A 24,678-nucleotide genomic window follows, 5' to 3' on the forward strand; every position below is an offset into this window, starting at 1 on the left:
GGCTAGATCTCTACCTGGGTGCCGAGCTCGATCACGCGGTTGAGCGGCAGGTTGAAGTAGCGCAGGTTGCCGTTGGCGTTCTTCAGCAGGAAGGCGAACAGGGCCTCGCGCCAGCGCGCCATGCCGATCAGCTTGGACGGGATCACCGTCTCGCGGCTGAGGAAGTAGGTGGTGCGCATGGGGCTGAAATCCAGGTCGTTGAGGTGGCACAGCTTCAGGGCCTGGGGGATGTCCGGGTCCTCGATGAAACCGAAGTGCAGCACCACGCGGAAGAAGCCCTCGCCATAGGCGTCCACCTCGAAGCGTCGCTCCGGAGGAACCCTCGGGCTGTCTTCGTTGACCACGGTGAGCAGGACCACCTGCTCGTGCAGCACCTGGTTGTGCAGCAGGTTGTGCAACAGCGCGTGGGGCACGGCATCGGAGCGCGCGGTGAGGAACACGGCGGTGCCCTGCACGCGGTGCGGTGGCTGCGAGCGAATGCTGGCGATGAACAGCGGCAGGGGCAGCGAACCCTCGTCGAGACGATCCACCAACAACTGGCGACCCCGCTTCCAGGTGGTCATCAGGATGAACAGCGCGAGGCCGGCGATGACCGGGAAGGCGCCGCCCTGGACCACCTTGGGCAGGTTGGCGGCGAAGAACAGCGCATCCACCAGCAGCATCAGCAGGAAGAACGGGACGACCAGCCACAGCGGCCATTTCCATAGCAGCCAGATCACCACGCCCATCAGCAGGGTGGTCATCAGCATGGTGCCGGTCACCGCCACGCCATAGGCCGAGGCCAGCGCCGCCGAGGACTCGAAGCCCAGCACCAGCAGCACCACGCCGACCATCAGCGCCCAATTCACCGCCGGGATGTAGATCTGCCCCTGCTCCTGGCTGGAGGTGTGCTGGATGAACATGCGCGGCACGTAGCCGAGCTGGATCGCCTGGCGGGTCAGCGAGAAGGCGCCCGAAATCACCGCTTGGGAGGCGATGACGGTCGCCGCCGTGGACAGCGCCACCATCGGCAGCAGGGCCCATCCGGGGGCCGTCAGGTAGAAGGGGTTACGTGCAGCCTCCGGGTTGACCAGGATGGTCGCGCCCTGGCCGAAGTAGTTCAGCACCAGCGCCGGCAGCACCAGGGCGAACCAGGCGCGGGCGATGGGCTTGCGGCCGAAGTGGCCCATGTCGGCGTACAACGCCTCGGCACCGGTCAGCGCCAGCACCGTGGCGCCGAGGATGGCGACGCCTATGCCGGGGTGGGAGACGAAGAAATTGATCGCCCAGGTCGGGCTCATCGCCTTGAGCACTTCCGGCTCCTGCGATACGCCATAGATGCCCAGGGCCGCGAGGGCGAGGAACCAGGCCACCATCACCGGGCCGAACAGGATGCCGATACGCGCCGTGCCATGCTTCTGGATGAGGAACAGGCCGACCAGCACCACCAGCGACATCGGCACCACCCAGTGCTCCAGGCCGTCGAAGGCGATCTCCAGGCCCTCGATGGCGGAAAGCACCGAGATCGCCGGGGTGATCATGCTGTCGCCGTAGAACAGCGCAGCGCCGATAAGGCCGGCGATCACCACCATCGCCTGCAGGCGACGGCGCCCGGTGGCGGCACGGCGGGCCAGCGCGGACAGCGCCATCACCCCGCCCTCGCCCTGGTTGTCGGCGCGCAGCACGAAGATCACGTACTTGATCGACACCACCCAGATCAGCGACCAGAAGATCAGCGACAGCACGCCGAGCACGCCATCGTGGTTGGCCTGCACGCCATAACCGCCGATGAAGACCTCCTTCAGGGTGTACAGGGGGCTGGTGCCGATATCGCCATAGCAGACGCCCACGGCGCCTGCCATCAGGCCGATCGCGGAGCTGGAATGGGGCTGCTCATGCTCAACGGTGCCGGCGCTTGCATCGGACATGTAACAAGATTCCTCGAAAAAATTCCGCGCATCCTGCTCCGACCCATTCGTCGATGCAAGAGTCGGGCGGTGTCGTCCTGACTGACTATAGAGCCTGCCCCCTACAATTACCGGGTATCACGAGCCTTGACCGGCCTGCGACAGCTTGTCCCAAAGAAGCTGGTCAAGTGCGCGGGCTGCCGCTAGAATTGCGCACTTTTTGATCAGAGGCACCCAGCGAGGTGCCCTTCGAGGTTAGTCGCCAATGTCCACCGCAACGCCCAAAGTCGGTTTCGTATCCCTTGGTTGCCCAAAAGCCACGGTCGACTCCGAACGCATCCTCACCCAGCTGCGCATGGAAGGGTACGAAATCGTCCCGACCTACCAGGATGCCGACGTCGTGGTGGTCAACACCTGCGGCTTCATCGACAGCGCCAAGGCCGAGTCCCTGGACGTGATCGGTGAAGCCATCGCCGAGAACGGCAAGGTCATCGTCACCGGCTGCATGGGCGTGGCCGAGGACAGCATCCGCAACGTGCACCCCAGCGTGCTAGCCGTCACCGGCCCGCAGCAGTACGAGCAGGTGGTCAACGCAGTGCACGAGGTGGTCCCGCCGAAAGCCGAGCACAACCCGCTGATCGACCTGGTGCCGCCGCAAGGCATCAAGCTGACCCCCCGCCACTACGCGTACCTGAAGATTTCCGAAGGCTGCAACCACACCTGCAGCTTCTGCATCATCCCGTCCATGCGCGGCAAGCTGGTCAGCCGCCCGGTGGGTGACGTGCTGAGCGAAGCCGAGCGCCTGGTCAAGGCCGGTGTGAAGGAGCTGCTGGTGATCTCCCAGGACACCAGCGCCTACGGCGTCGACGTCAAGTACAAGACCGACTTCTGGAACGGCCAGCCGGTGAAGACCCGCATGCTGGAGCTGTGCCAGGCGCTGTCGAGCATGGGCGTGTGGGTGCGCCTGCACTACGTCTACCCGTACCCGAACGTCGACGACGTGATCCCACTGATGGCCGCCGGCAAGCTGCTGCCCTACCTGGACATCCCCTTCCAGCACGCCAGCCCGAAGGTGCTCAAGGCCATGAAGCGCCCGGCCTTCGAGGACAAGACCCTGGCGCGCATCAAGAAGTGGCGCGAGATCTGCCCCGAGCTGACCATCCGCTCCACCTTCATCGTCGGCTTCCCCGGCGAGACCGAGGAAGACTTCCAGTACCTGCTCGACTGGCTGAGCGAAGCCCAGCTGGATCGCGTCGGCTGCTTCCAGTACTCCCCGGTCGAAGGCGCCCCGGCCAACGACCTGGGCCTGGAGCCAGTGCCGGACGACATCAAGCAGGAGCGCTGGGAGCGCTTCATGGCGCACCAGCAGGCGATCTCCGCCGAGCGCCTGCAGCTGAAGATCGGCAAGGAGATCGAAGTGCTGATCGACGAAGTGGACGAGCAAGGCGCGGTCGGCCGCTCCTTCGCCGATGCCCCGGAGATCGACGGCAGCGTGTTCATCGACAGCACCGACCTGAAGCCAGGCGACAAGGTGATGGTCCGCGTGGTCGATGCCGACGAGTACGACCTCTGGGCCGAGCGCGTCTGAGCCAGCCCTGAGCCATGAAGAAGCCCCGCCGATGCGGGGCTTTTTCATGGGTGGCGGAAAACCGGGCTGAAGTCCGGGCGGCGGTGGGATGTGGTTGGCATTGGCTGGCGCCCGCTGTCGGCTCGACCTTGCACCCCGGCGAGACTGGCCTATACAGGAAGCTCTCGACCAAGGAAGACCCACATGCCGAAGATGAACCACCAGGACGCCCACGAGCTGATCGCCACCCTGCGCTACGCCGTCAACGAGTCCTTCGAGAAGAACCAGAAGCTCTCGAACTTCGACCCCGAGGCCCACAACCTGTGCATCGCCCACTGCACCTTCAACGACGCCCCGCCGCTGAACCTGTTCTCCTTCTCGGCCATGAGCTCCTTCAGCAAGACGGCGCTTAACAAGCTGGTGCACGAGTGGGGCGTGGAATTCGTACCGGACGTGGCGACCCATATCCGCACCTTCGCCTGCGGCGGCATGGGCCAGTTCCACACCGAGCCCCGGCTGATCAACTACATCCATGGGCGCCCGGGCTTCATCGGCCACCTCACCGACGTGACCCTGGTCAGCGAGATCGACTGCTGCGGCACCTGCGTGCCCTACAGCATCAACGCCTTCAAGCAGACCTTCACCGACGTGCAGGTGCACATCATCGAACTGGGCATGAAACCCAGCCTGGGGATCGGCCCGCAATACGGCTACGCCCACCTCTACTGATCGCGAGACCTGCCATGAGCCGCCACGTCACCCTCTTCCACTGCCCGCACACCCGCTCCTCCGGCGTCCTCACCCTGCTGGAGGAGCTGGGCGCCGATTACGACCTGCACCTGATGAACATGCACAAGGGCGAGCAGCGACAGCCCGCCTACCTGGCGATCAACCCGATGGGCAAGGTGCCGGCCCTCCGCCATGGGGAAACCATCATCACCGAGCAGGTCGCGGTCTACCTGTATCTCGCCGACCTGTATGCCGATGCCGGGCTCACGCCGTCGCTGGACAGCCCGCAGCGCGGTACCTTCCTGCGCTGGATGGTGTTCTCCGGCACCTGCTTCGAACCGGCGGTGGTGGACCACGCGCTGCAACGCGCGCCCGTTGAGCCCTCCCGCTCGCCCTACGGCGATTTCGCCACCGTGCTCGATACCCTGGCCGAGCACCTGCAAGGGCGGACCTGGATGCTGGGAGACAGCTACAGCGTCGCCGACGTGCTCTGGGGCACCGCGCTGAACTGGACCATGGCCTTCGGACTGATCCCCGAGCGGCCCGTGTTCCGCGCCTACGTCGAGCGCTTCCTCGCCCGCCCCGCGGTGCAACGGGCCAGGGCCAAGGACGTCGCGCTCGCCGAGAGCCAGAAGGCGGAATGAGGCGAAACGGCGGAATGCCGGCGCATTCCGCCCCTCGATAATGCCGCCGCGTGAGGCGGCGCCAGGCTAGGGTATCGACCTCACCCGATCAGCGACGAGGTTTCCATGCATCACTACTTCAGCCTCCAGGGCCGCACCGCCCTGGTGACCGGCGGCACCCGCGGCATCGGCAGGATGATCGCCCAGGGCTTCCTCGAAGCCGGCGCCCGCGTGTTCATCTGTGCCCGCAACGCCGAGGCCTGCGCCGAGACCGCGGCCGAGCTTTCCGCCTACGGCGAGTGCATCGGCCTGGCCGCCGACCTCTCCAGCGAGGAAGGCGCCAAGGCCCTGGCAAACGAGCTGGCCGGGCGCATCGAGCACCTCGACATCCTGGTCAACAACGCCGGCACCACATGGGGTGCCCCCCTGGAAAGCTACCCGGTCAAGGGCTGGGAAAAGGTCATGCAGCTCAACGTCACCTCGGTGTTCAGCTGCATCCAGCAACTGCTGCCGTTGCTGCGCAAGGCCGGCAGCGCGCAGAGCCCGGCGCGGGTGATCAACATCGGCTCGGTGGCCGGCATCAGCTCCCTGGGCGAACAGGCCTACGCCTACGGCCCGAGCAAGGCGGCGCTGCACCAGCTCTCGCGCATGCTGGCCAAGGAGCTGGTGGCCGACCATATCAACGTCAACGTGATCGCCCCCGGCCGCTTCCCCAGCAAGATGACCCAGTTCATCGCCAACGACAGCGAGGCCCTGGCCGCCGACGTCGCGCATATCCCCATGAAGCGCTGGGGCCGCGCGGAAGAGATGTCGGCCCTGGCCCTGAGCCTGGCCAGCACCGCCGGCGCCTACATGACCGGCAACATCATCCCCATCGACGGCGGCTTCCACCTCTGACGACACTGCGCAGGCCGCCGGGCAACGGCGGCTTGCGCAAGGCGCCACCGGGGCGCTAGGGTAGCCGCGCCACCGCCCCGGATACCCGCACCATGCGCCTGTTCACCCTGCTCCTTTCGCTCGCCCTCGTCGCCCCGGCCTTCGCCGCGCCGGCGCCGTTCTACCTCTGGCAGAGCAAGCAGGATGGCCGCTACAGCTGCGCCCAGGTGCAACCTGGCGAAGGCTGGCTGCGCCACAGCGGGCCCTATCGCGACGCCGGTTGCCGGGTCCCCCTCGACGCTCCGATCCGCAGCCGCTGAGCCCATCGTCATGCCGCATTCCGTCTCGCCCGTGGGCATCGTTCGCTCCTGCTTCAAGGAAAAATTCGCCATCCCCCGCCAGCCGCACCTGGCGCCCGCCGCGCGTGGCGTGCTGGAACTGCTGTCGCCCTTCGACAGCGGCGATGCCGTGCAGGGGCTGGAGGAGGTCAGCCACGTCTGGCTGCTGTTCCTCTTCCACCAGGCGCTGGAAGACAAGCCGCGCCTGAAGGTGCGCCCGCCCAGGTTGGGCGGCAACCGTTCCCTGGGGGTGTTCGCCACGCGCTCGACCCACAGGCCCAACGGCATCGGCCAGTCGGTGGTGAAGCTGGACAAGGTCGAGCCCGGTCGCCTCTGGCTCTCGGGCATCGACCTGCTGGACGGCACCCCGGTCCTGGACATCAAGCCCTATGTCCCCTACGTCGACCGCCAGGACGGCGCGACCAACCGCATCGCCGAGGCGGCGCCGGAGCCGATACCGGTGGTGTGGGTGGAAGGTGCGCTGGTGCTGGCCCGCGAACACGCTCTGCGCCTGGGCGAGCCGCTGGTGGAGCTGATCGAGCAGTGCCTGGCCCAGGACCCGCGCCCGGCCTACCAGCAGCCGGAGCCGGAACGCCGCTACGGTGCGCGCCTATGGGACCTGGACGTGCGCTGGCACTACCCGCGCCCGGGGCTGATCCGCGTGCTGGAAATCAGCCCTTCGGCCTGAACGCCCCCTAACGGGCCGCGTTGAGCGCCAGCACATCCGCCTCGATGACGTCCTGCTGGACGATCAGCGGGTTCACCAGCGGGCGGCTGGCGAGAAAGTGCGGTGTCTCCATATGCGCGTCGAAGGCCGCCTCGTCGGTGTAGACCTCGTAAAGCCATACCAAGTCCGGGTCGCTGCGATCCCGCACTACATCGAACACCAGGCAGCCCGGCTCATCACGCACGGAGGCGGCGGCGTTGACGCGCATGGCATCCATGAAGGCGTCAAGGCTGCCTGGCTTGAGCTGGGTCTTGAGCAGAAGACAATACACGTTGGATTCCTTTTGTTTTATATTTCCATGAAATTGTATACAAAAAAGGAATCCTGCTCATGCCTGTCCGTCCGAGCCGCCTCAATGGTCTTCGCCACCTGGCGATCGTGGTCCCCAACCTCGAGGAGTGCGAGCGCTTCTACGTGGACATCCTGGGGATGCAGGTGCTCAACCGTGCCAACGAAGACCTGGTCTACCTCACCTGCGGCAACGACAACCTTTCCCTGGGCCGCTCCGACGTGCCCAGCAGCGGCGTGCAGGCGGTGGACCACTACGGCTTCGTGGTGGACAGCCTGGAGGAGCTAGGCGCCTGGTACGACTACCTCAAGGCCAGCGGCGTGACCCTGCTCGACCGCCCCTTCGCCCATGGCGACGGCGCCCACAGCTTCCACGTGCTGGACCCGGCGGGTAACAAGATCCAGCCGATCTACCACCCGGCGATCTCCGGACAGCGCTTCGGCTCGCCGCTCTGACCGTATTCGGTAGGTCCCCGCGTCTGCGGGATGACGGCCGGATCGCGGAAACGAAAAAGCCCGCCAATCGGCGGGCTTTCTCATGAAGCTGGCAGCGCTTACTTCTCGACGAATGCACGCTCGATCAGGTAGTCGCCGGGTTCGCGCATGCGCGGGGAGATCTTCAGGCCGAAGCTGTCGAGGACCTGGCTGGTCTCGTCGAGCATGCTCGGGCTGCCGCAGATCATCGCGCGGTCGTCCTGCGGGTTGATCGGCGGCAGGCCGATGTCGGTGAACAGCTTGCCGCTGCGCATCAGGTCGGTCAGGCGGCCCTGGTTCTCGAAGGGCTCGCGGGTGACGGTGGGGTAGTAGATCAGCTTGTCACGCAGTGCTTCGCCGAAGAACTCGTTCTGCGGCAAGTGCTCGGTGATGAACTCGCGGTAGGCGACTTCGTTCACGTAGCGCACGCCGTGGACCAGGATCACCTTCTCGAAGCGCTCGTAGGTCTCCGGGTCCTGGATCACGCTCATGAAGGGCGCGAGGCCGGTGCCGGTGCTCAGCAGGTACAGGTGCTTGCCGGGGTTGAGGTCGTCGAGCACCAGCGTGCCGGTGGGCTTCTTGCTGATGATGATCTCGTCGCCTTCCTTCAGGTGCTGCAGCTGGGAGGTCAGCGGGCCGTCCGGCACCTTGATGCTGAAGAACTCCAGGTGCTCTTCCCAGTTGGGGCTGGCGATGGAATACGCACGCATGAGCGGGCGGCCGTTGGGCTGCTGCAGGCCGATCATGACGAACTGGCCGTTCTCGAAGCGCAGGCCCGGGTCGCGGGTGCACTTGAAGCTGAACAGCGTGTCGTTCCAGTGGTGAACGCTGAGGACGCGCTCGGAGTTCATGTTGCTCATTTACGGGGGCTCCGAAAATTTGGATGTCGCCAGCGCCTCGGGGCGCAATTGCGCGACATTGTATTGATAGCCACAATATCTGTTAACTGGATTATCAAGATATAGGTTATCGGTTATATCGATATGCGATTCACACTCCGTCAACTCCAGGTATTCGTCAGCGTCGCCCAGCAGGGCAGCGTCTCCCGTGCCGCCGAATCGCTATCGCTGTCGCAGTCCGCTGCAAGCACCTCGCTGACCGAGCTGGAGCGGCAATCCGGCTGCCAGCTGTTCGATCGCGTCGGCAAGCGCCTCAGCCTCAACGCCCTGGGCCACCAGTTGCTGCCCCAGGCCGTGGGGCTGCTGGACCAGGCCCGGGAGATCGAGGCGCTGCTCAACGGCAAGAGCGGCTTCGGCTCCCTCGCAGTCGGCGCCACGCTCACGGTGGGCAATTACCTGGCGACGCTGCTGATCGGCAGCTTCATGCAACGCCACCCGGAGTGCCAGGTGAGGCTGCATGTGCAGAACACGATGAATATCGTCCAGCAGATCGCCCACTACGAACTTGATCTGGGTCTAATCGAAGGCGATTGCCAGCATCCGGATATCGAGGTCCTGCCTTGGGTGGAGGACGAACTCGTGGTGTTCTGCGCCCCCGGCCATCGCCTGGCCGAGAGCGGCCAGGCCTCGCTGGAGGAACTCAGCCGCGAGGCCTGGATCCTCCGCGAGCAGGGCTCCGGCACGCGCCTGACCTTCGACCAGGCCATGCGTCACCACCCCACCCCGCTGAACATCCGCCTGGAGCTGGAGCACACCGAAGCGATCAAACGTGCCGTGGAGTCGGGGCTGGGCATCAGCTGCATCTCGCGGCTGGCGCTGCGCGACGCCTTCCGCCGGGGCAGCCTGGTGCCGCTGGAGACGCCGGGGATCGACCTGCGCCGGCAGTTCTACTTCATCTGGCACCGGCAGAAGTACCAGACCGCGGCGATGCGTGAATTCCTCGACCAGTGCCGCGAACTGACGGCGGGCGTGCAACGCAGCGACCAGATCGTGCTGCCATCGATCGCCTGATCAACCCAGGAGGATGGTGGCCCAGACGGCGGCGATCAGGCTCAGGGCGACGAACTGGGCAGCGCTGCCCATGTCCTTGGCGTTCTTCGACAGTGGGTGGCGATCCAGGGAGATGCGGTCGATGGCCGCCTCCACCGCCGAATTGAGCAGCTCGACGATCAGCGCCAGCAGGCACGCGGCGATCATCAGCGCACGCTCGCCACGGCTGACGTCGAGGAAGAAGGTGACAGGGATCAGCACGGCGTTGAGCAGCACCAGCTGGCGGAACGCGGCTTCGCCGGTGAAGGCAGCGCGCATGCCGTCCAGGGAATAGCCGGCGGCATTGAGGATACGCTTGAGGCCGGTCTGGCCCTTGAATGGCGATGACATAGAGGCGGGACTGCTTGGTAAGGAGGCCGCAGGCTAACCCGCGACGAATCAAATTTGCGTGAAAACCGCCGGCTCAGGCCGAGGGAATCGATTCCATCTGTTGCAACAGCAATGCGGCCTGGGTGCGGGTGCGCACGCCGAGCTTGCGGAAGATCGCGGTGACGTGGGCCTTGACGGTAGCCTCGGACACGCTGAGCTCGAAGGCGATCTGCTTGTTCAGCAAGCCCTCGCAGACCATGGTCAAGACGCGGAACTGCTGCGGGGTCAGGCTGGCGAGGCCGGCGCTGGCCGCCTTGGCCTCGGCGGAAACCGCAACGCTTTCCTCCACCTGCGGCGGCCACCAGGCATCCCCATCGAGCACCGCGCGCACGGCGCTCTGGATCACTTCCAGGGGGCTGGACTTGGGGATGAAACCGCTGGCGCCGAATTCGCGGGAGCGGACCACCACGGCCGCCTCTTCCTGGGCGGAAATCATCACCACGGGAATCTGCGGGTACTGCCCTCGCAACAGCACCAGGCCGGAGAAACCGTAGGCGCCGGGCATGTTCAGGTCGAGCAGGACGAGGTCCCAGTCGGCCTTTTCAGCCAGGCGCGATTCGAGTTCGGCGATGCTGGCCACCTCGACCAGCCGCACATCCGGGCCGAGACCGAGGGTCAGGGCCTGGTGCAAGGCACTGCGGAACAACGGGTGATCATCGGCGATGAGGATTTCGTATGCGGCCATGGGCGAGTCCTTTTTCTTGTGGGCCCAGAGATGCTGCCGATCCTGTCGGAAACACCCGGCACGGGGGAGGTGCCGCCTCTGCCAAGCCCTGAATGCTTACGGGTTGGCCGTAAAGCGGCGCCCAGCATGCCGACCCGCAACGGGGTGGTCAAGCAGGCATCTTTACGGCAAAGTCTGCGCCTTTGCCCGTCGAGAATCACCATGCGAAGCCATGCCCTGCGCGCCGATATCCTGATGCTGATCACCGCCGCCATCTGGGGTGCCGCATTCGTCGCCCAACGGCTGGGCATGGATGCCGTCGGGCCCTTCCTCTATACAGGCCTGCGCTTCACCCTCGGCGCCCTGGTGCTGCTGCCACTGCTGTTCCTGCTGCCACGCCCGGCACCGAAAGCGCCACTGAACCGGGGCATGCTGCTGGGCGGCGTGCTCATGGGCCTGGCCCTGTCGCTGGGCATCAACCTGCAGCAGGTCGGCCTGCTGTTCACCAGCGTGACCAACTCGGGCTTCATCACCGGGCTGTACGTGATCATCGTGCCGCTGCTCGGGCTGCTGCTGGGGCACCGCACCGGCACGGGTACCTGGCTGGGCGCCGCGATGGCGGTGGCCGGAATGTTCCTGCTCAGCGTCGGTGACGGCTTCCAGGTCGCCTCGGGAGACTGGCTGCAGCTGGCCGGCGCCTTCGTCTGGGGCGTGCATGTACTGCTGGTGGGCTTCTTCGCCAGCCGCTACGACCCGATCCGCCTGGCCATCCTGCAGTTCATCACCTGCGCGGTGATCAGCATGGTGCTGGCGCTGTTGCTGGAGGAGATCCGCCTCGACGCCATCCTCACCGCCGGCCCGGCGATCCTCTACGGCGGCGTCATTGCCGTGGCCATCGGCTACACCCTGCAGGTGGTGGCACAGAAACACGCGATCGCCTCCCACGCGGCGATCATCCTCTCCCTGGAGGCGGTCTTCGCCGCCATCGCCGGCGCCCTGCTGCTGGACGAGTCGCTGCATGCCCGTGGCTACCTGGGCTGCGGGCTGATGTTCGTCGGCATGCTGGTGGCGCAGCTCTGGCCGCAACCGAAGGTCGCGGCCGAGCGCGCGGAGGCTGCGCCCGCTCAGAGATAGGGCACGAGCGCCTGGTGCGCAGGGCTGGCGAGGTCCAGCGGCAAGGCACGCTTGGCGCCGATGTAGTGCTCGGTGAAGACATCCAGGTAGGCATTGAGCGCCCCCGCGGCGCGTTCGTCGCCGGCCAGCTCCAGGCACAGCGCGGCCACTTCCGCGGTGCACAGGTGCTCGTCGCGGTTGGAGCGGCGCAGGCGGTAGCGGGAGATCTGCTCCGGCTGCAGGCTGAGCACCGGGAAGCGATCCAGGTAGGGACTCTTGCGGAACATCTTGCGGGCTTCGTTCCAGGTGGCGTCGAGCAGGATGAACAGCGGGCGCTTGCCCTCCTCCACCTGCACATCACTGACCACCCGCGACTGCGGCTCGACGTACTCCCCGGGGAATACCAGGTACGGCTGCCATTGCGGGTCGTCGAGCAAGGTGATGATCGCCGGGTCGACTTCGGTGCGTGACCAACTGAAGGCACTGGTGTCGGCCACTGTGTCGGCGATCAGCCAGCCGGTGTTGCTGGGTTTCATCGGCTCCGAGTAGTACATGAACAGGCACATGCCGGAGCGGGCCTCCACCTGTGGGCGCAGGGTGCAGAAACAGTAGGGGGCGATCACCCGGCAACCCGGGCAGCGTGGCGAGCGGGCACCACGGGCGACAAAGGGGCGGGTACTGCGCGCCAGCAGCTCGGCGCGCAGGCGGGAAACGGCGTGACTCATCGGATAGCGGTCCAGGACAACTGATAGAGATCGCGACGCCGGTCCTGGCCGTTACGCACGGCGCCCGCCTCGCGCAGTTGCGCGAGGCGGGCGAGATCCAGGTCGGCGATCGCGAAGGATTCGATATTGGCATCCGCCTGGGCCAGTACGGCATCGGGCGGGAATGGCAGGTCGGCCGGGCTGAAGATCGCCGACTGGCTGTACTGGGTGTCGACGTTGTCCACCCCGCGCAACAGGCCAACGCCGCCGGCGATGGCGACGTAGCACTCGTTCTCCACCGCCCGCGCCTGGGCACAGAGGCGCACACGCAGGTAGCCGTGGCGGGTGTCGGTCCAGAACGGCACGAGGAGTATCTCCAGCCCCTGCTCGCGCAGCAGACGGGGCAGCTCGGGGAACTCCACGTCGTAGCAGACGAGGATGCCGACGCGGCCCACGTCGCTGTCGAACACCTGCAGGCTGTTGCCACCCTCGAGCCCCCAGGCCTCACGCTCGTTGGGGGTGATGTGCAGCTTGGGCTGGCGGTCCTGGCTGCCATCGCGGTGGCACAGCCAGCTCATGTTGAGCATGCGCCCGCCCTCCTCCAGCGGCAGGCTGCCCGGGCAGAGGTTGACCCGGTAGCGCTGGGCCAGGCGCGAGAACGCGGCCAGCAGCGGCTCGGTGTACTCGGCGAGCTTGCGCATCTGCGCCGGGCCCTGGGCGAAGCGCGCGCCCTTGAGCAGGTTGACGTGGAAGAACTCGGGGAACACCGCCAGCTCGACGCCATAGCCGGCGAGGGTCGCCACCGTGTGTTCCAGGGCCTCCAGCAGGGCCGGCAGCTCGCTGCTCTGGCCGAGCGCCCACTGCACGGTGGCGACACGCACGGGGCGACGTTGCTGGGCGAGCGGCAGGGCGGTTTCCGGGCCTGGCATGGCGGGCTCCTGAAGGTCGGGGGAATGCCGCGCAGTTTACCTGCGCCGCCACGGAAAAGGGCGGCCGCCGCCGCCCTTCCGTCACACCTCGCCTCAGAAGGTGTGGTTGAGTGCCAGGCCGATGAAGTGGATCTGGGTCTTGTACTCGCCCTTGTAGTTGCCACCGTTGCCGGTGCAGCGCACGCCGCTGTCGACATACAGGCCGCCGCTGCCGGGCACCCAGCCGGCCGGGGAGCAGTTGTCGGTGTAGTCCATCTTGCCGGTGTCGAACTGCACGAAGCTGTAGGCGAGGTCCACCGACGTGTCCTTGAACAGCTTGTAGTTGGCGCCGAAGGACAGCCAGTAGCGATCCGCGTCGGGGAAGCCCGGGTGGCGGGTGGTGGAGCCGCTGACCGGGCTCTTGTCGTAGGCGACACCGGTGCGCAGCAGCAGGTCGTCGCTGTACTGGTAGTTCATCCCCAGGGAGATCTTGTAGGTGTCGTTCCAGTCCTGCTTGACGCTGAGGTCGCCCTCGGTGACGCCATTGAAGTAGGGGTAACCGGCAACCTGGTCGAGCCCCACGCCGATGGTGCCCAGGCGCGAGTGGCGGGTCCAGGTCACGTCGGCCATCAGCGCGACCTTGTCGTTGAGCTGATGGAAGGCGTTGATGGACAGCGACTCGGGGGTGTCGATCGAGGTGCTGGCGTTGGAGTTGGGGTGCAAGCGGGTGGCGGCGAAGTCGCCGGGGTTGATCCAGTTGGCAGGATCGAGCACCTGCTCCAGCGCGTCCTGCGGCGGCAGCGTGATGATCCCGAGGTCGATCCCGCCGCTCAGGTCGGTCGTCGGAGAAGGCACGGCCCCCTGGACACCGGCGAAGCTCCACTTCGACTCACCTTCCAGGGTGTGCTTGATGTGGGAACGGTAGGAGATGCCGAAGCGGGTGAATTCGGTCGGCTCCCACAGGTACCCGATGTTCCAGCCGAAGCCCCAGTCATCGCCCTTGGCGCGGAAATAGCCGTCGCCCTGGACGTTGTCAGCGAAGTTGGAGGCCACGCAATCCACGAAGGAGTCGCCTGTCTGCCCGTCGCAGCTACTGATTTCGGTGGGCACGTTGACGCCATAGAGCAGCGGGATCGCGAACTGCCCGAGAGGCGACGCGGCCAGTTCGGTGACATCCTGGTTGGCGGCGACGAACTGCCCGGCCAACTGCCGTGAAGCGCCCTTCACATCGGCCGCGCCACGCTGGATCGACTTGATGTACTGGGCCGAGACACCGAAGCCGATGCTGTGATGCTCGTTGAAGCGGTAGGCGATGCTGGGGTTGAAGTTGACCGTCTCCAGGCTCGCCGACTGGATGCCGTAGCGGCCGCTCCAGTCCTCTTCGTAATCCAGCTTGGCGCCATAGGGCACGAAGATCCCCAGCCCGACCGTGACCTGGTCGTTGATCTGCTTGGAGAAGTAGAAGTTCGGCGCCGCGGCGGCGTCCGGCAGGTAGGAACCGGCATCGCCATCACCCGTGCCGGTGGGGTTGCCGAACACGTCGGTCGAGCCCTTGTCCTCGTATTCGCCCTTGGGGAGCAGGATGCTCAGCCCGCTGGTCATCTGGGTGCCCTTGAGGCGGGCGAGCCCGGCGGGGTTGTAGAAGATCACCGAGGGATCGGCGGCTTCCGCGCCATTGGCATGGGCAGTGCCCTGGGCAGAGACGGATTGCGAACCGAAGTGATACCCGGACGCCAGGACCGGGGGGGTGAATGTAAGCACCAGGCTGCCGCCGCAGAACGCGGTGAGCCAGCCGGCAGGACGAGTTATTGTCATTGTTCTCGACTCCCAACTTTTTTGACGGAGCCTCTCGGCACCGTTGAAGCAGCTTTCCTCTTTGGCCGGCACGCAAGTGTTTCCGGGGTTTTGGCAGGCCAACCTCACTGGGACGCCGGGGACGTCCGCTTTTTTGTGACAGTCCGTGTTTTCCACGCTATCCCCGACCTTTAGTCGTGGTGACCCGCCAGGTCGCGCGGTGCGGTAACACCCCGGGGCGGAGTCTCCAAAAGGCCGGCCTGAATCGCCGTTTCGCTTATCCGGCAAGGCGTTGCGCGGTATGCCCAGCCAAAGCGGCTGGGCGATCCACCGAGCGTTGGCATGCGTGTTACCGATCGTCCCGCCGGCCGGGACTCGCTCCTCGCAGCGGGCTCGCGGCAGCCATCATTTCGCCGCTACGCGCGACGGCGCGAAGAATCGGGAAAGGAGCGCGTTGGCTGGCCAGTCGCCATCCGCCCCTGAAGGGACAGACCGGCCAGGCGGCAATTGATTCAAGCGATGGATTTCGCGGCGATCGCCACAAGGGTTGGATGCACACCGCTACATGAGGAAGAAACCAGGCGAGGCGGGGTCTGCGGGGGCGGATCGATTGCCTCTTGATCTGCCAGCCGCGCTTGTTCAGGATGCGCCGACGATAACGCCGGACGATTTCAGGTCGCCGCTGAACACCGGCGCCGACCTCGGGTCAAAGGCTGCCAACCGTTGGAGATTTTCATGTCACGCCCCCTCGCAATCGCCCTCGTACTCGCCCTGCCCTTCACTGTCCAGGCTGCCTCGCTGAAGGACTTCGAGCTGACCAAAATGCTGGAAAAAGTGGCCGAGGAAAGCAGCGTCGGGACGCCGCGCGCGATCAACGAGGACATCCTGGACCAGGGTTACACCGTCTCGGGGGCCGAACTGGTGAACCATCTCAGCGTGCGCGAGGCCCACGCGGCGCAGATGCGCGCCAATCCGGACTCCATGCGCGCACAACTGGCCAACAGCGTGTGCCGCAACAACGGCTATCGCCAGTTGCTGGCACGCGGCGCAGCACTGCGCTACGAGTTCAGCGAGTACAAGACCAATCGCCCGATCAGCAACGAGCGCTTCACCGCCTCCGATTGCGGCCTGAGCACCGCACCGGCCAAGTAGGCCCGGCGCTCAGTCTTCGGCGGCGCGTCGCTGCTCGTCATCGGCGCGCAGCTCCGCCAGCAATGCTTCCATATAGCGCGAGCGCCGCAGGCCGCCGTCCAGGCGTCGCTGGCATTCCTCCTCCAGACTGAGGCCATTGGTGTAGGCGGCCTGTTGCAACATGCGATACAGCTCGAGGTCGATCTCCAGACTCAACTTGGGCATGCCTGCCCCTCCCTCCGTATATCCCTAGACGGCACGGACCGATCCGCTGGCCCGAACCTCCCTTGTCCTCGGCTTGCCGATACCTGCAGGTTAGGCGAGGCATGGCACATCTCCACCGCTGCAAAGGGCGGCGCCGACAGATTCCGACAAGCGCGACCGATAGCCACGGCGAAACAATTGCGCTCCTATGCTTCTGGTATCGACGGACGCCCGCTGGCAAACGACCGGGGGCTGAAGCAAGCTGTATTCCAGCGCTCGCAGGGCGCGCGGATGCGCCTGTGACGTCGATGACGCTCGACGCGATTCGCCCGCCGGCAATGGTGGCTCGAGGATCGCGATGCAGTTGATGAGCAAGGAGAACGCTATGCCTTACGAACCGGACGACTACCTGTCGAGACACTTCCAGACCAGCGGGATCGACCTCAACCAGAAGGTCGACGAACTGGTCAACCTTACGGTCCCGGGCGACAGCCGCAACCTCGCGCTGTACCGGGAAATGGTGATCACCGTGGTGCGCATGGCCCAGGCCGACCGCAACCGCTGGGACGCCAAGATCATGCTGCAGACGCTCCGCGAGATGGAGCACGCCTTCAGCGTCCTCGAACAGTTCAAGCGGCGCCGCAAGGTCACCGTGTTCGGCTCGGCACGTACGCCGGTCGAACATCCCATCTACGAGCTTGCGCGCCAACTGGGCAGGGAACTGGCCAAGCTCGACCTGATGGTGATCACCGGGGCCGGCGGCGGCATCATGGCCGCCGCACACGAAGGTGCGGGGTTGGAGAACAGCCTCGGACTCAACATCACGCTCCCCTTCGAACAGCACGCCAACGCCACGGTGGACGGCACGGATAACCTGCTGTCGTTCCACTTCTTCTTCGTGCGCAAGCTGTTCTTCGTCAAGGAGGCGGATGCGCTGGTGCTTTGCCCGGGCGGCTTCGGCACCCTCGACGAGGCCCTGGAAGTGATGACCCTGGTTCAGACCGGCAAGAGCCCGCTGGTGCCGATCGTGCTGCTCGATGAGCCGAACGGCAGCTACTGGAAGGAGGCGCTGGATTTCCTCCATCGCCAGCTGGAGCAGAACCGCTACATCCTGCCCACCGACATGAAGCTGATGCGGCTGGTCCACAGCGCCGAAGAAGCTGCCGATGAAATTGCGCGCTTCTACGGCAACTACCACTCCAGCCGCTGGCTAAAGGGCAGCTTCCTGATCCGCATGAATCACGGCCTGACCGAACCTGCGCTGGCGGAAATCCGAGAAACCTTCGCGGACCTGTGCCTGCAAGGCAGCTTCGAGCAAAGGCCCCATTGCGAGTCGGAGAAGGACGAGCCGGAGTTCTGCGATCTCATCCGCCTGGCGTTCACCTTCAACGGACGCGACCACGGGCGCCTGCGCGAACTGATCGACTTCATCAACGAACCGCAGCACTGGGCAACGCACGCCTGAGCCCCAATCCGACGGCCATGCGCGAACGCGCATGGCCCGAGTGGCGGGCAATCAGTCGTCGAGGGATGCGCCGCGCAGCAGGCGGCTGATCATGTCCATGGAATAACCACGGTAGGCGAGATAGCGGCCCTGCTTGGCACGCTCACGAGCATCGGCAGGTCGTTCGCCGCCGAACTTGCGCAACCAGACGTCACGCAGATGACTGCCCCAATCGACATCCGCCTCGCGCAGGGCGGCCTCGATTCCATCCCTGGCCAGGCCACGCTGAGCGAGATCTTCACGAATGCGCTGCGGCCCATAGCCTGCACGGGCACGGCTGGCCACGAAGCTTTCCAGGTAACGGGACTCATCGAGCAGGCCCTCGTCCGCAAGGCGGTCGAGGGCGCTGTCGATCAGTTCGGGAAGAGCCCCCCGTTGACGCAGCTTGCGCGTCAACTCGACCCGCCCATGTTCTCGTCTCGCCAGGAGGTCCATGGCGGCCCGCCGCACAGCGGCGGGGCTGTCGAGCACGATGGGCACGGGGTTTAGAAGTCGGCTTCGGTTTCGGCGACTTCGCTGGTGGCAGCGGATTCGCCCTTGATGGCATCACGATTGAGCAACTGCTCGCGGATCAGCTTCTCGATGGCCTTGCCTACTTCAGGGTTGTCTTCCAGGTACTTGGCGGAATTGGCCTTGCCCTGGCCGATCTTGTTGCCCTGGTAGCTGTACCAGGCACCAGACTTCTCCAGGATGCCCTGCTGCACGCCGAGGTCGATGATCTCGCCGTTGCGGTAGATGCCCTTGCCATAAAGAATCTGGAACTCGGCCTGACGGAAGGGCGGAGCGACCTTGTTCTTCACGACCTTGACGCGGGTTTCGCTGCCCACCACTTCCTCGCCCTCTTTCACCGCGCCGATACGGCGGATGTCGAGGCGGACGGAGGCGTAGAACTTCAGCGCGTTACCACCGGTGGTGGTTTCCGGGCTGCCGAACATCACGCCGATCTTCATGCGGATTTGGTTGATGAAGATGACCAGGCAGTTGGCGTTCTTGATGTTGCCGGTGATCTTGCGCAGCGCCTGGGACATCAGGCGGGCCTGCAGGCCGACGTGGGAATCCCCCATCTCGCCTTCGATCTCGGCCTTGGGCACCAGGGCGGCCACGGAGTCGACGATGATCACGTCGACTGCATTGGAACGCACCAGCATGTCGGTGATTTCCAGCGCCTGCTCGCCGGTATCCGGCTGGGAAACCAGCAGGTCATCGACATTCACGCCCAGTTTGCCGGCGTAGTCGGGGTCCAGCGCGTGCTCGGCGTCGACGAATGCGCAAGTGGCACCCGCCTTCTGGGCTTCAGCGATCACGGACAGGGTCATGGTGGTCTTGCCCGAGGATTCCGGACCGTATATTTCCACGATACGGCCCTTGGGCAGGCCACCGATGCCGAGCGCGATATCCAGGCCGAGGGAGCCGGTGGAGATGGCCGGAATGGCCTGGCGATCGTGATCGCCCATGCGCATTACGGCGCCCTTGCCGAACTGTTTCTCGATCTGGCCCAGGGCAGCCGCCAAAGCACGCTTCTTGTTCTCGTCCATTGAAGTCCTCGCTAATCAAGAGGGCCTGACGGCCACCAACAACTGTATAAGTAGCCAGTATTATTCCATAGGGCAAGTCGCGCGCCTACCCCTCGGACGCTTTTTCTCCTGCAGCTAGTCGGATCATCCCATCCAGGGCCTTGGCCACCGTCTGCTGGCGGACCGACTGGCGATCACCCTCGAACTGGCAGCGGCACGACTGGATGGAACCACCATCGGCCCAGGCCAGCCAGACGGTGCCGACCGGTTTCTCCAGCGAACCGCCATCCGGCCCAGCGACGCCGCTGACCGCCACCGCGAAACGCGCACCGCTGGCCGCCTGGGCGCCCTGCACCATGGCTTCGACGACTTCGCGACTGACCGCGCCGACGCGACCGAACAGCTCCTGCGCAACCCCCAGCTGGCGGGACTTCTGGGCATTGGAATAGGTGATGTAGCCCGCCTCGAACCAGGCCGAGCTCCCGGGGATACGGGTGATCGCTTCGGCAATGCCGCCCCCCGTGCAGGATTCGGCGGTTGTCACCTGGGCATCGATGAGGCGTAGTTGCTCACCGAGGCGCGCGGCCAGTTCGGTCAGTCGTGAATCGATATCGGACATGTGCACTCCGGGGTTAAAGCGGGCAAGCGGGATACCGTACACTAGCGCCTTTTGCGCGCAAGGCCGGGCATCTTCGCCCTCCTGCCGAACGTCCTTGCCGCCCCACTTTCAAGACAGATGCGCTGACCGATGGCCAAAGATACCCAGGACCTCTCCGACCACACCCCGATGATGCAGCAGTACTGGCGGCTGAAGAACCAGCACCCGGACCAGCTGATGTTCTATCGCATGGGTGACTTCTACGAGATCTTCTACGAAGACGCCAAGAAAGCCGCCAAGCTCCTCGACATCACCCTCACCGCCCGCGGCCAATCGGCCGGCAAGGCGATCCCCATGGCAGGCATCCCCTTCCATTCGGTGGAGGGCTACCTGGCCAAGCTGGTGAAACTCGGCGAGTCGGTGGTCATCTGCGAGCAGATCGGCGATCCGGCCACCAGCAAAGGCCCCGTGGAGCGCCAGGTGGTGCGCATCATCACCCCCGGTACGATCAGCGATGAGGCGCTGCTGGATGAGCGGCGCGACAACCTGATCGGAGCGGTACTCGGTGATGAGCGCCTGTTCGGGCTGGCGGTGCTGGACATCACCAGCGGCCGCTTCAGCGTGCAGGAGATCAAGGGCTGGGAGAACCTGCTGGCCGAACTCGAGCGCATTAACCCCGCCGAGCTGCTGATCCCCGACGACTGGCCCCAGGGCCTGCCGGCCGAGAAGCGCCGTGGCGTACGTCGCCGCGCGCCCTGGGACTTCGACCGTGACTCGGCCCGCAAGAGCCTGTGCCAGCAGTTCGGCGTACAGGATCTGAAGGGCTTCGGTTGCGAGAACCTGACACTGGCGATCGGAGCCGCCGGCTGCCTGCTCGGCTACGCCAAGGAAACCCAACGCACCGCCCTGCCGCACCTGCGCAGCCTGCGCCATGATCGCCTCGACGACACGGTGATCCTGGACGGTGCCAGCCGCCGTAACCTGGAGCTGGACATCAACCTCGCAGGCGGACGCGACAACACGCTGCAATCGGTAGTCGACCGCTGCCAGACCGCCATGGGCAGCCGCCTGCTGAGCCGCTGGCTGAACCGCCCGCTGCGTGATCGCGCCGTACTGGAAGCACGCCAGGACTCCATCAGTTGCCTGCTGGAACGCTACCGCTTCGAAGGCCTGCAGCCACAGTTGAAGGAAATCGGCGACGTGGAGCGCATTCTCGCCCGAGTCGGCCTGCGCAACGCCCGTCCCCGCGACCTGGCCCGTCTGCGCGACGCCCTGGCGGCACTGCCCGAGCTGCAGAGCGCCATGACCGACCTGGAGGCACCGCATCTGGGAACCCTGGCCACCAGTATCCGCACCTATCCGGAGCTGGCGGACCTGCTGGCCAGCGCCATCATCGAGACACCGCCTGCGGTGATCCGTGACGGTGGTGTGATCAAGACAGGCTACGACGCCGAACTGGACGAGTTGCAGGCGCTCAGCGAGAACGCCGGCCAGTACCTGATGGACCTCGAAACACGCGAGAAGGCACGCACCGGCCTGCCCAACCTCAAGGTCGGCTACAACCGTATCCACGGCTACTACATCGAACTGCCCCGGGTGCAAGCCGAGCAGGCGCCCGCCGATTACATCCGCCGCCAGACCCTCAAGGGCGCGGAGCGCTTCATCACCCCCGAGCTCAAGGCATTCGAGGACAAGGCCCTCTCCGCAAAGAGCCGCGCCCTGGCCCGCGAGAAGATGCTCTATGAGGACCTGCTGGAACAACTGATCGAGCAACTGGCGCCCCTGCAGGACACTGCGGCCGCCCTGGCCGAACTGGACGTACTGAGCAACCTAGCCGAGCGCGCCCTGAACCTGGACCTGAACCGCCCCCGCTTCGTCGAAGAGCCCTGCATGCGCATCGTGCAAGGTCGCCACCCGGTGGTGGAGCAGGTGCTGGAAACCCCGTTCGTGGCCAACGACCTGTCTCTGGACGATGCCACCCGCATGCTGATCATCACCGGCCCGAACATGGGCGGTAAATCGACCTACATGCGCCAGACAGCCCTGATCGTCCTGCTGGCGCACATCGGCAGCTTCGTGCCAGCGGCCAGTTGCGAACTGTCGCCCGTGGACCGCATCTTCACCCGTATCGGCTCCAGCGACGATCTGGCCGGCGGCCGCTCTACCTTCATGGTGGAGATGAGCGAAACCGCCAACATCCTGCACAACGCGACCGACAGCAGCCTGGTGCTGATGGACGAAGTGGGCCGTGGCACCAGTACCTTTGACGGCCTGTCGCTGGCGTGGGCTGCAGCTGAACACCTGGCACGCCTGCGTGCCTATACGCTGTTCGCCACTCACTACTTCGAGCTCACTGTGCTGCCGGAAAGCGAGCCGGTGGTGGCCAACGTGCACCTCAATGCCACCGAGCACAACGAGCGCATCGTCTTCCTGCATCACGTCCTGCCCGGCCCGGCGAGCCAGAGCTACGGCCTCGCGGTCGCACAACTGGCCGGCGTACCGGCAGACGTGATCCTCCGTGCACGCGAGCATCTGGCGCGACTGGAAACCACCAGCCTGCCCCATGAAGCACCGAAAGCCGCACCCGGCCAGCCGGCACCGCCCATGCAGAGCGACATGTTCGCAAGCCTGCCGCACCCGGTGCTCGACGAGCTGGCGAAGTTGCAACCGGACGACCTGACCCCACGCCGCGCGCTGGAGTTGTTATATACATTCAAGGCACGAATCTAACGCCATCGCGCACAAGCTGTTAGAATCCCGCGCGCTCTGGACGAGCTCCGGCCGCCAGCCTGAGTCGGGGACGCCATCCAGAGCCGGGAAACCTCTATAGCCAGGGTTTCCGAGCCGCCGCTGAGGAGAGAACTAGAAATGACCTTCGTCGTCACCGACAACTGCATCAAATGCAAATACACCGACTGTGTGGAAGTCTGTCCGGTGGACTGCTTCTACGAAGGCCCGAACTTCCTGGTCATTCACCCGGACGAGTGCATCGACTGCGCACTCTGCGAACCCGAGTGCCCGGCCCAAGCCATCTTCTCCGAAGATGAAGTACCGGAAGACATGCAGGAGTTCATCGAACTCAACCGCGATCTGGCGGAAGTCTGGCCGAACATCACCGAAAAGAAAGAAGCTCTGGCAGATGCCGAAGAGTGGGATGGCGTGAAAGGCAAGCTCCCCCAACTGGAGCGCTGATCGCGCATCAAGCAAAAGGCCCGCAATCGCGGGCCTTTGTTTTTGCGGGCAAAAAAAAGGGGCGGTTGCCCGCCCACTCTTTTGTCCCTATCCCTTCACTTCCCTTTCATCATCCTGATGAGCCACATCCAGTGACGCTCCTGACCGATTTCCGTATCGGCCCGCAACATTCCATGTTGCATGGGGCTGATGATAGCGATTCCCGGCCTGCCAACAAGGGCACCTACCGATGCGGGTCTTGGTGAACTCAATCAGCAATTAAAATAAAAACCTTAAAAATCAATAATATAAAAAATCAGCTCACGCACTTCGGCCCCGATTTCCACTCACTTTTGACCTTTAACGCTTACAGCAAATGTAAGCAAATACTTACATGACCTTTTTTTGAACAAAGATGTAGCGCTTCGATTTTCCGGCTTAAGAAGTTCCAAAACGAAGAAACCCGGCCTTAGCCGGGTTTCCCTAAACGACCTCCCTTACTGAAACAGCGCGTCGCTCGACAAGCCGTTCTTCTCCAGGATTTCCCGAAGCCGTTTCAAGGCCTCCACCTGGATCTGCCGCACCCGCTCCCGGGTCAGGCCTATTTCCTGGCCGACTTCCTCGAGCGTGCAGCTTTCATGGCCACGCAGGCCGAAGCGACGCACCACTACTTCACGCTGTTTGTCCGTCAGCTCCGACAACCACTGATCGATGCTCTGCGACAGATCGTCGTCCTGCAGCAACTCACAGGGATCGGTCGGACGGTCGTCGGTGAGCGTGTCGAGCAGCGTCTTGTCCGAATCCGGCCCCAGGGAAACGTCCACTGAAGTGACCCGTTCGTTCAAGCCGAGCATCCGCTTCACCTCGTCCACCGGCTTTTCGAGCAGGTTGGCGATTTCTTCCGCAGAGGGCTCGTGATCGAGCTTGTGGGTCAGCTCCCGCGCAGCGCGCAGGTAGACGTTGAGTTCCTTGACGACGTGGATCGGCAGCCGGATTGTCCGGGTCTGATTCATGATCGCGCGTTCGATGGTCTGGCGGATCCACCAGGTAGCGTAGGTGGAGAAGCGGAAACCCCGCTCCGGGTCGAACTTTTCGACTGCCCTGATCAACCCGAGGTTGCCTTCTTCGATCAGGTCCAGCAGGGAGAGCCCCCGGTTTACATAACGACGGGCGATCTTGACCACCAGTCGCAGGTTGCTCTCGATCATGCGTTTGCGCCCGGCAGGATCACCTCGCTGCGCCAGGCGCGCGAAATGTACTTCTTCTTCCGGAGTCAGGAGGGGGGAAAAGCCGATTTCGTTGAGGTATAGCTGGGTCGCGTCGAGGGCGCGGGTGTAGTCGATGTACTTGTGCTGTTTGAGTGAGCTTGACTGCTTGGCCCTGCTGCTCGGGGCAGGTGCGTCCTGCTCCTCGGACAGCGAATCGTCCATGCCGACGCCCGGCTCCAAAAGGAGCAATTCGTCGTCGACGTCAAACTCCGGCGCTTCTTTATTGAGTGCCATTGTTGTTGTCCCTTGCTGAGTTCGACAACAAGCTCTGACGACGCC

26 protein-coding genes are annotated in these 24,678 nt (G+C 64.8%); 13 read left to right on the plus strand and 13 right to left on the minus strand.

Annotated features, from left to right (window positions below; all coding sequences use genetic code 11):
* Positions 1–2: 2 nt before the first annotated feature.
* The gene (locus PHLH3_RS22825; RefSeq protein ID WP_213625884.1) at positions 3–1,907 is read right to left on the minus strand and encodes a potassium transporter Kup; all 1,905 of its coding nucleotides are present in this window, start codon (positions 1,905–1,907) and stop codon (positions 3–5) included.
* 244 nt (positions 1,908–2,151) lie between these two features.
* On the opposite strand from PHLH3_RS22825, the gene rimO reads away from it, so the two are divergent.
* From rimO to tsaA, 6 genes are all read left to right on the plus strand, one after another.
* Positions 2,152–3,474, plus strand: a complete 1,323-nt coding sequence (gene rimO / locus PHLH3_RS22830; RefSeq protein WP_213625885.1) for a 30S ribosomal protein S12 methylthiotransferase RimO — start codon at positions 2,152–2,154, stop codon at positions 3,472–3,474.
* Between the two features lie 183 nt (positions 3,475–3,657).
* Entirely contained in the window at positions 3,658–4,182 is a 525-nt protein-coding gene (locus PHLH3_RS22835; RefSeq protein WP_213625886.1) for a hypothetical protein, read from the plus strand.
* Between the two features lie 14 nt (positions 4,183–4,196).
* Complete coding sequence (locus tag PHLH3_RS22840; RefSeq protein WP_213625887.1) at positions 4,197–4,826, plus strand: glutathione S-transferase; 630 nt, start codon at positions 4,197–4,199, stop codon at positions 4,824–4,826.
* A gap of 105 nt (positions 4,827–4,931) precedes the next feature.
* On the plus strand, positions 4,932–5,702 hold the full coding sequence (locus PHLH3_RS22845) for an SDR family oxidoreductase (protein WP_213625888.1): 771 nt from the start codon (positions 4,932–4,934) through the stop codon (positions 5,700–5,702).
* A gap of 92 nt (positions 5,703–5,794) precedes the next feature.
* Positions 5,795–6,001, plus strand: a complete 207-nt coding sequence (locus PHLH3_RS22850; RefSeq protein WP_173171797.1) for a hypothetical protein — start codon at positions 5,795–5,797, stop codon at positions 5,999–6,001.
* 10 nt (positions 6,002–6,011) lie between these two features.
* Positions 6,012–6,707, plus strand: a complete 696-nt coding sequence (gene tsaA, locus PHLH3_RS22855; RefSeq protein WP_213625889.1) for a tRNA (N6-threonylcarbamoyladenosine(37)-N6)-methyltransferase TrmO — start codon at positions 6,012–6,014, stop codon at positions 6,705–6,707.
* A gap of 7 nt (positions 6,708–6,714) precedes the next feature.
* Here the strand turns inward: tsaA and PHLH3_RS22860 are convergent, their stop codons facing one another.
* Entirely contained in the window at positions 6,715–7,017 is a 303-nt protein-coding gene (locus tag PHLH3_RS22860; RefSeq protein ID WP_213625890.1) for a putative quinol monooxygenase, read from the minus strand.
* Positions 7,018–7,076: 59 nt separating this feature from the next.
* On the opposite strand from PHLH3_RS22860, the gene PHLH3_RS22865 reads away from it, so the two are divergent.
* A complete protein-coding gene (locus PHLH3_RS22865; RefSeq protein WP_213625891.1) occupies positions 7,077–7,490 on the plus strand; it encodes a VOC family protein in 414 nt (137 codons plus the stop codon).
* A gap of 98 nt (positions 7,491–7,588) precedes the next feature.
* On the opposite strand, the gene fpr is transcribed toward PHLH3_RS22865, so the two are convergent.
* The gene (gene fpr / locus PHLH3_RS22870; RefSeq protein ID WP_111261748.1) at positions 7,589–8,368 is read right to left on the minus strand and encodes a ferredoxin-NADP reductase; all 780 of its coding nucleotides are present in this window, start codon (positions 8,366–8,368) and stop codon (positions 7,589–7,591) included.
* 123 nt (positions 8,369–8,491) lie between these two features.
* Between fpr and PHLH3_RS22875 the strand changes: the two genes are divergently transcribed.
* Positions 8,492–9,418: a LysR family transcriptional regulator gene (locus PHLH3_RS22875; RefSeq protein ID WP_173171789.1), complete on the plus strand. Its 927-nt coding sequence runs from the start codon at positions 8,492–8,494 to the stop codon at positions 9,416–9,418.
* Here the strand turns inward: PHLH3_RS22875 and PHLH3_RS22880 are convergent, their stop codons facing one another.
* Positions 9,419–9,787 carry a diacylglycerol kinase gene (locus PHLH3_RS22880; protein WP_213625892.1) on the minus strand — a complete coding sequence of 123 codons (369 nt, stop codon included), beginning with the start codon at positions 9,785–9,787 and terminating at the stop codon, positions 9,419–9,421. It abuts the gene before it with no gap.
* Positions 9,788–9,860: 73 nt separating this feature from the next.
* Positions 9,861–10,511 (minus strand): response regulator transcription factor ErdR, encoded by a 651-nt coding sequence (gene erdR, locus PHLH3_RS22885; protein WP_111261750.1) that lies wholly within the window; start codon positions 10,509–10,511, stop codon positions 9,861–9,863.
* Positions 10,512–10,712: 201 nt separating this feature from the next.
* On the opposite strand from erdR, the gene PHLH3_RS22890 reads away from it, so the two are divergent.
* The gene (locus PHLH3_RS22890; protein WP_213625893.1) at positions 10,713–11,624 is read left to right on the plus strand and encodes a DMT family transporter; all 912 of its coding nucleotides are present in this window, start codon (positions 10,713–10,715) and stop codon (positions 11,622–11,624) included.
* Here PHLH3_RS22890 and PHLH3_RS22895 read toward each other — a convergent pair.
* From PHLH3_RS22895 to PHLH3_RS22905, 3 genes are all read right to left on the minus strand, one after another.
* Positions 11,615–12,328, minus strand: a complete 714-nt coding sequence (locus tag PHLH3_RS22895) for a tRNA-uridine aminocarboxypropyltransferase (RefSeq protein WP_213625894.1) — start codon at positions 12,326–12,328, stop codon at positions 11,615–11,617. The genes PHLH3_RS22890 and PHLH3_RS22895 overlap by 10 nt on opposite strands.
* Positions 12,325–13,236 (minus strand): carbon-nitrogen hydrolase family protein, encoded by a 912-nt coding sequence (locus PHLH3_RS22900; protein WP_213625895.1) that lies wholly within the window; start codon positions 13,234–13,236, stop codon positions 12,325–12,327. Before PHLH3_RS22900 ends, PHLH3_RS22895 begins: the two co-directional genes overlap by 4 nt.
* A 93-nt stretch (positions 13,237–13,329) precedes the next feature.
* On the minus strand, positions 13,330–15,030 hold the full coding sequence (locus PHLH3_RS22905; protein WP_173171777.1) for an OmpP1/FadL family transporter: 1,701 nt from the start codon (positions 15,028–15,030) through the stop codon (positions 13,330–13,332).
* 714 nt (positions 15,031–15,744) lie between these two features.
* On the opposite strand from PHLH3_RS22905, the gene PHLH3_RS22910 reads away from it, so the two are divergent.
* Positions 15,745–16,161, plus strand: a complete 417-nt coding sequence (locus tag PHLH3_RS22910) for a quorum-sensing-regulated virulence factor family protein (protein ID WP_173171775.1) — start codon at positions 15,745–15,747, stop codon at positions 16,159–16,161.
* Between the two features lie 9 nt (positions 16,162–16,170).
* Here PHLH3_RS22910 and PHLH3_RS22915 read toward each other — a convergent pair whose 3' ends face one another.
* Entirely contained in the window at positions 16,171–16,365 is a 195-nt protein-coding gene (locus PHLH3_RS22915) for a hypothetical protein (RefSeq protein ID WP_111261756.1), read from the minus strand.
* 364 nt (positions 16,366–16,729) lie between these two features.
* Here PHLH3_RS22915 and PHLH3_RS22920 point away from each other — a divergent pair, with 364 nt between their 5' ends.
* Positions 16,730–17,809, plus strand: a complete 1,080-nt coding sequence (locus tag PHLH3_RS22920; RefSeq protein ID WP_213625896.1) for a TIGR00730 family Rossman fold protein — start codon at positions 16,730–16,732, stop codon at positions 17,807–17,809.
* A 51-nt stretch (positions 17,810–17,860) separates the two neighbouring features.
* Here PHLH3_RS22920 and recX read toward each other — a convergent pair whose 3' ends face one another.
* The 3 genes from recX to PHLH3_RS22935 all read right to left on the minus strand — a co-directional run bounded on the left by recX (position 17,861) and on the right by PHLH3_RS22935 (position 19,981).
* Positions 17,861–18,328, minus strand: a complete 468-nt coding sequence (gene recX / locus PHLH3_RS22925; RefSeq protein WP_173171771.1) for a recombination regulator RecX — start codon at positions 18,326–18,328, stop codon at positions 17,861–17,863.
* 5 nt (positions 18,329–18,333) lie between these two features.
* Positions 18,334–19,383, minus strand: a complete 1,050-nt coding sequence (recA, locus tag PHLH3_RS22930; protein ID WP_111261759.1) for a recombinase RecA — start codon at positions 19,381–19,383, stop codon at positions 18,334–18,336.
* An 85-nt stretch (positions 19,384–19,468) separates the two neighbouring features.
* Positions 19,469–19,981: a CinA family protein gene (locus PHLH3_RS22935; protein ID WP_213625897.1), complete on the minus strand. Its 513-nt coding sequence runs from the start codon at positions 19,979–19,981 to the stop codon at positions 19,469–19,471.
* Positions 19,982–20,110: 129 nt separating this feature from the next.
* Here PHLH3_RS22935 and mutS point away from each other — a divergent pair, with 129 nt between their 5' ends.
* Both mutS and fdxA read left to right on the plus strand, forming a co-directional pair.
* On the plus strand, positions 20,111–22,690 hold the full coding sequence (mutS, locus tag PHLH3_RS22940; protein ID WP_213625898.1) for a DNA mismatch repair protein MutS: 2,580 nt from the start codon (positions 20,111–20,113) through the stop codon (positions 22,688–22,690).
* A gap of 138 nt (positions 22,691–22,828) precedes the next feature.
* Positions 22,829–23,152, plus strand: coding sequence for a ferredoxin FdxA (gene fdxA / locus PHLH3_RS22945; RefSeq protein WP_111261643.1), 324 nt, complete (start codon positions 22,829–22,831; stop codon positions 23,150–23,152).
* A gap of 476 nt (positions 23,153–23,628) precedes the next feature.
* On the opposite strand, the gene rpoS is transcribed toward fdxA, so the two are convergent.
* Positions 23,629–24,633: an RNA polymerase sigma factor RpoS gene (gene rpoS, locus PHLH3_RS22950; RefSeq protein ID WP_213625899.1), complete on the minus strand. Its 1,005-nt coding sequence runs from the start codon at positions 24,631–24,633 to the stop codon at positions 23,629–23,631.
* Positions 24,634–24,678: the final 45 nt, after the last annotated feature.

The sequence above is a fragment of the Pseudomonas sp. Pc102 genome (assembly GCF_018408275.1).
Taxonomy (GTDB): domain Bacteria; phylum Pseudomonadota; class Gammaproteobacteria; order Pseudomonadales; family Pseudomonadaceae; genus Metapseudomonas; species Metapseudomonas tohonis.

Excerpts from the sequence above, each read along its gene's own strand:
- PHLH3_RS22825 (WP_213625884.1), bottom strand. The coding sequence starts at position 1,907 with ATGTCCGATGCAAGCGCCGGCACCGTTGAGCATGAGCAGCCCCATTCC.
- rimO (WP_213625885.1), top strand. The coding sequence starts at position 2,152 with ATGTCCACCGCAACGCCCAAAGTCGGTTTCGTATCCCTTGGTTGCCCA.
- PHLH3_RS22835 (WP_213625886.1), top strand. The coding sequence starts at position 3,658 with ATGCCGAAGATGAACCACCAGGACGCCCACGAGCTGATCGCCACCCTG.
- PHLH3_RS22840 (WP_213625887.1), top strand. The coding sequence starts at position 4,197 with ATGAGCCGCCACGTCACCCTCTTCCACTGCCCGCACACCCGCTCCTCC.
- PHLH3_RS22845 (WP_213625888.1), top strand. The coding sequence starts at position 4,932 with ATGCATCACTACTTCAGCCTCCAGGGCCGCACCGCCCTGGTGACCGGC.
- PHLH3_RS22850 (WP_173171797.1), top strand. The coding sequence starts at position 5,795 with ATGCGCCTGTTCACCCTGCTCCTTTCGCTCGCCCTCGTCGCCCCGGCC.
- tsaA (WP_213625889.1), top strand. The coding sequence starts at position 6,012 with ATGCCGCATTCCGTCTCGCCCGTGGGCATCGTTCGCTCCTGCTTCAAG.
- PHLH3_RS22865 (WP_213625891.1), top strand. The coding sequence starts at position 7,077 with ATGCCTGTCCGTCCGAGCCGCCTCAATGGTCTTCGCCACCTGGCGATC.
- fpr (WP_111261748.1), bottom strand. The coding sequence starts at position 8,368 with ATGAGCAACATGAACTCCGAGCGCGTCCTCAGCGTTCACCACTGGAAC.
- PHLH3_RS22875 (WP_173171789.1), top strand. The coding sequence starts at position 8,492 with ATGCGATTCACACTCCGTCAACTCCAGGTATTCGTCAGCGTCGCCCAG.
- PHLH3_RS22880 (WP_213625892.1), bottom strand. The coding sequence starts at position 9,787 with ATGTCATCGCCATTCAAGGGCCAGACCGGCCTCAAGCGTATCCTCAAT.
- erdR (WP_111261750.1), bottom strand. The coding sequence starts at position 10,511 with ATGGCCGCATACGAAATCCTCATCGCCGATGATCACCCGTTGTTCCGC.
- PHLH3_RS22890 (WP_213625893.1), top strand. The coding sequence starts at position 10,713 with ATGCGAAGCCATGCCCTGCGCGCCGATATCCTGATGCTGATCACCGCC.
- PHLH3_RS22895 (WP_213625894.1), bottom strand. The coding sequence starts at position 12,328 with ATGAGTCACGCCGTTTCCCGCCTGCGCGCCGAGCTGCTGGCGCGCAGT.
- PHLH3_RS22900 (WP_213625895.1), bottom strand. The coding sequence starts at position 13,236 with ATGCCAGGCCCGGAAACCGCCCTGCCGCTCGCCCAGCAACGTCGCCCC.
- PHLH3_RS22905 (WP_173171777.1), bottom strand. The coding sequence starts at position 15,030 with ATGACAATAACTCGTCCTGCCGGCTGGCTCACCGCGTTCTGCGGCGGC.
- PHLH3_RS22910 (WP_173171775.1), top strand. The coding sequence starts at position 15,745 with ATGTCACGCCCCCTCGCAATCGCCCTCGTACTCGCCCTGCCCTTCACT.
- PHLH3_RS22915 (WP_111261756.1), bottom strand. The coding sequence starts at position 16,365 with ATGCCCAAGTTGAGTCTGGAGATCGACCTCGAGCTGTATCGCATGTTG.
- PHLH3_RS22920 (WP_213625896.1), top strand. The coding sequence starts at position 16,730 with ATGCCTTACGAACCGGACGACTACCTGTCGAGACACTTCCAGACCAGC.
- recA (WP_111261759.1), bottom strand. The coding sequence starts at position 19,383 with ATGGACGAGAACAAGAAGCGTGCTTTGGCGGCTGCCCTGGGCCAGATC.
- PHLH3_RS22935 (WP_213625897.1), bottom strand. The coding sequence starts at position 19,981 with ATGTCCGATATCGATTCACGACTGACCGAACTGGCCGCGCGCCTCGGT.
- mutS (WP_213625898.1), top strand. The coding sequence starts at position 20,111 with ATGGCCAAAGATACCCAGGACCTCTCCGACCACACCCCGATGATGCAG.
- fdxA (WP_111261643.1), top strand. The coding sequence starts at position 22,829 with ATGACCTTCGTCGTCACCGACAACTGCATCAAATGCAAATACACCGAC.
- rpoS (WP_213625899.1), bottom strand. The coding sequence starts at position 24,633 with ATGGCACTCAATAAAGAAGCGCCGGAGTTTGACGTCGACGACGAATTG.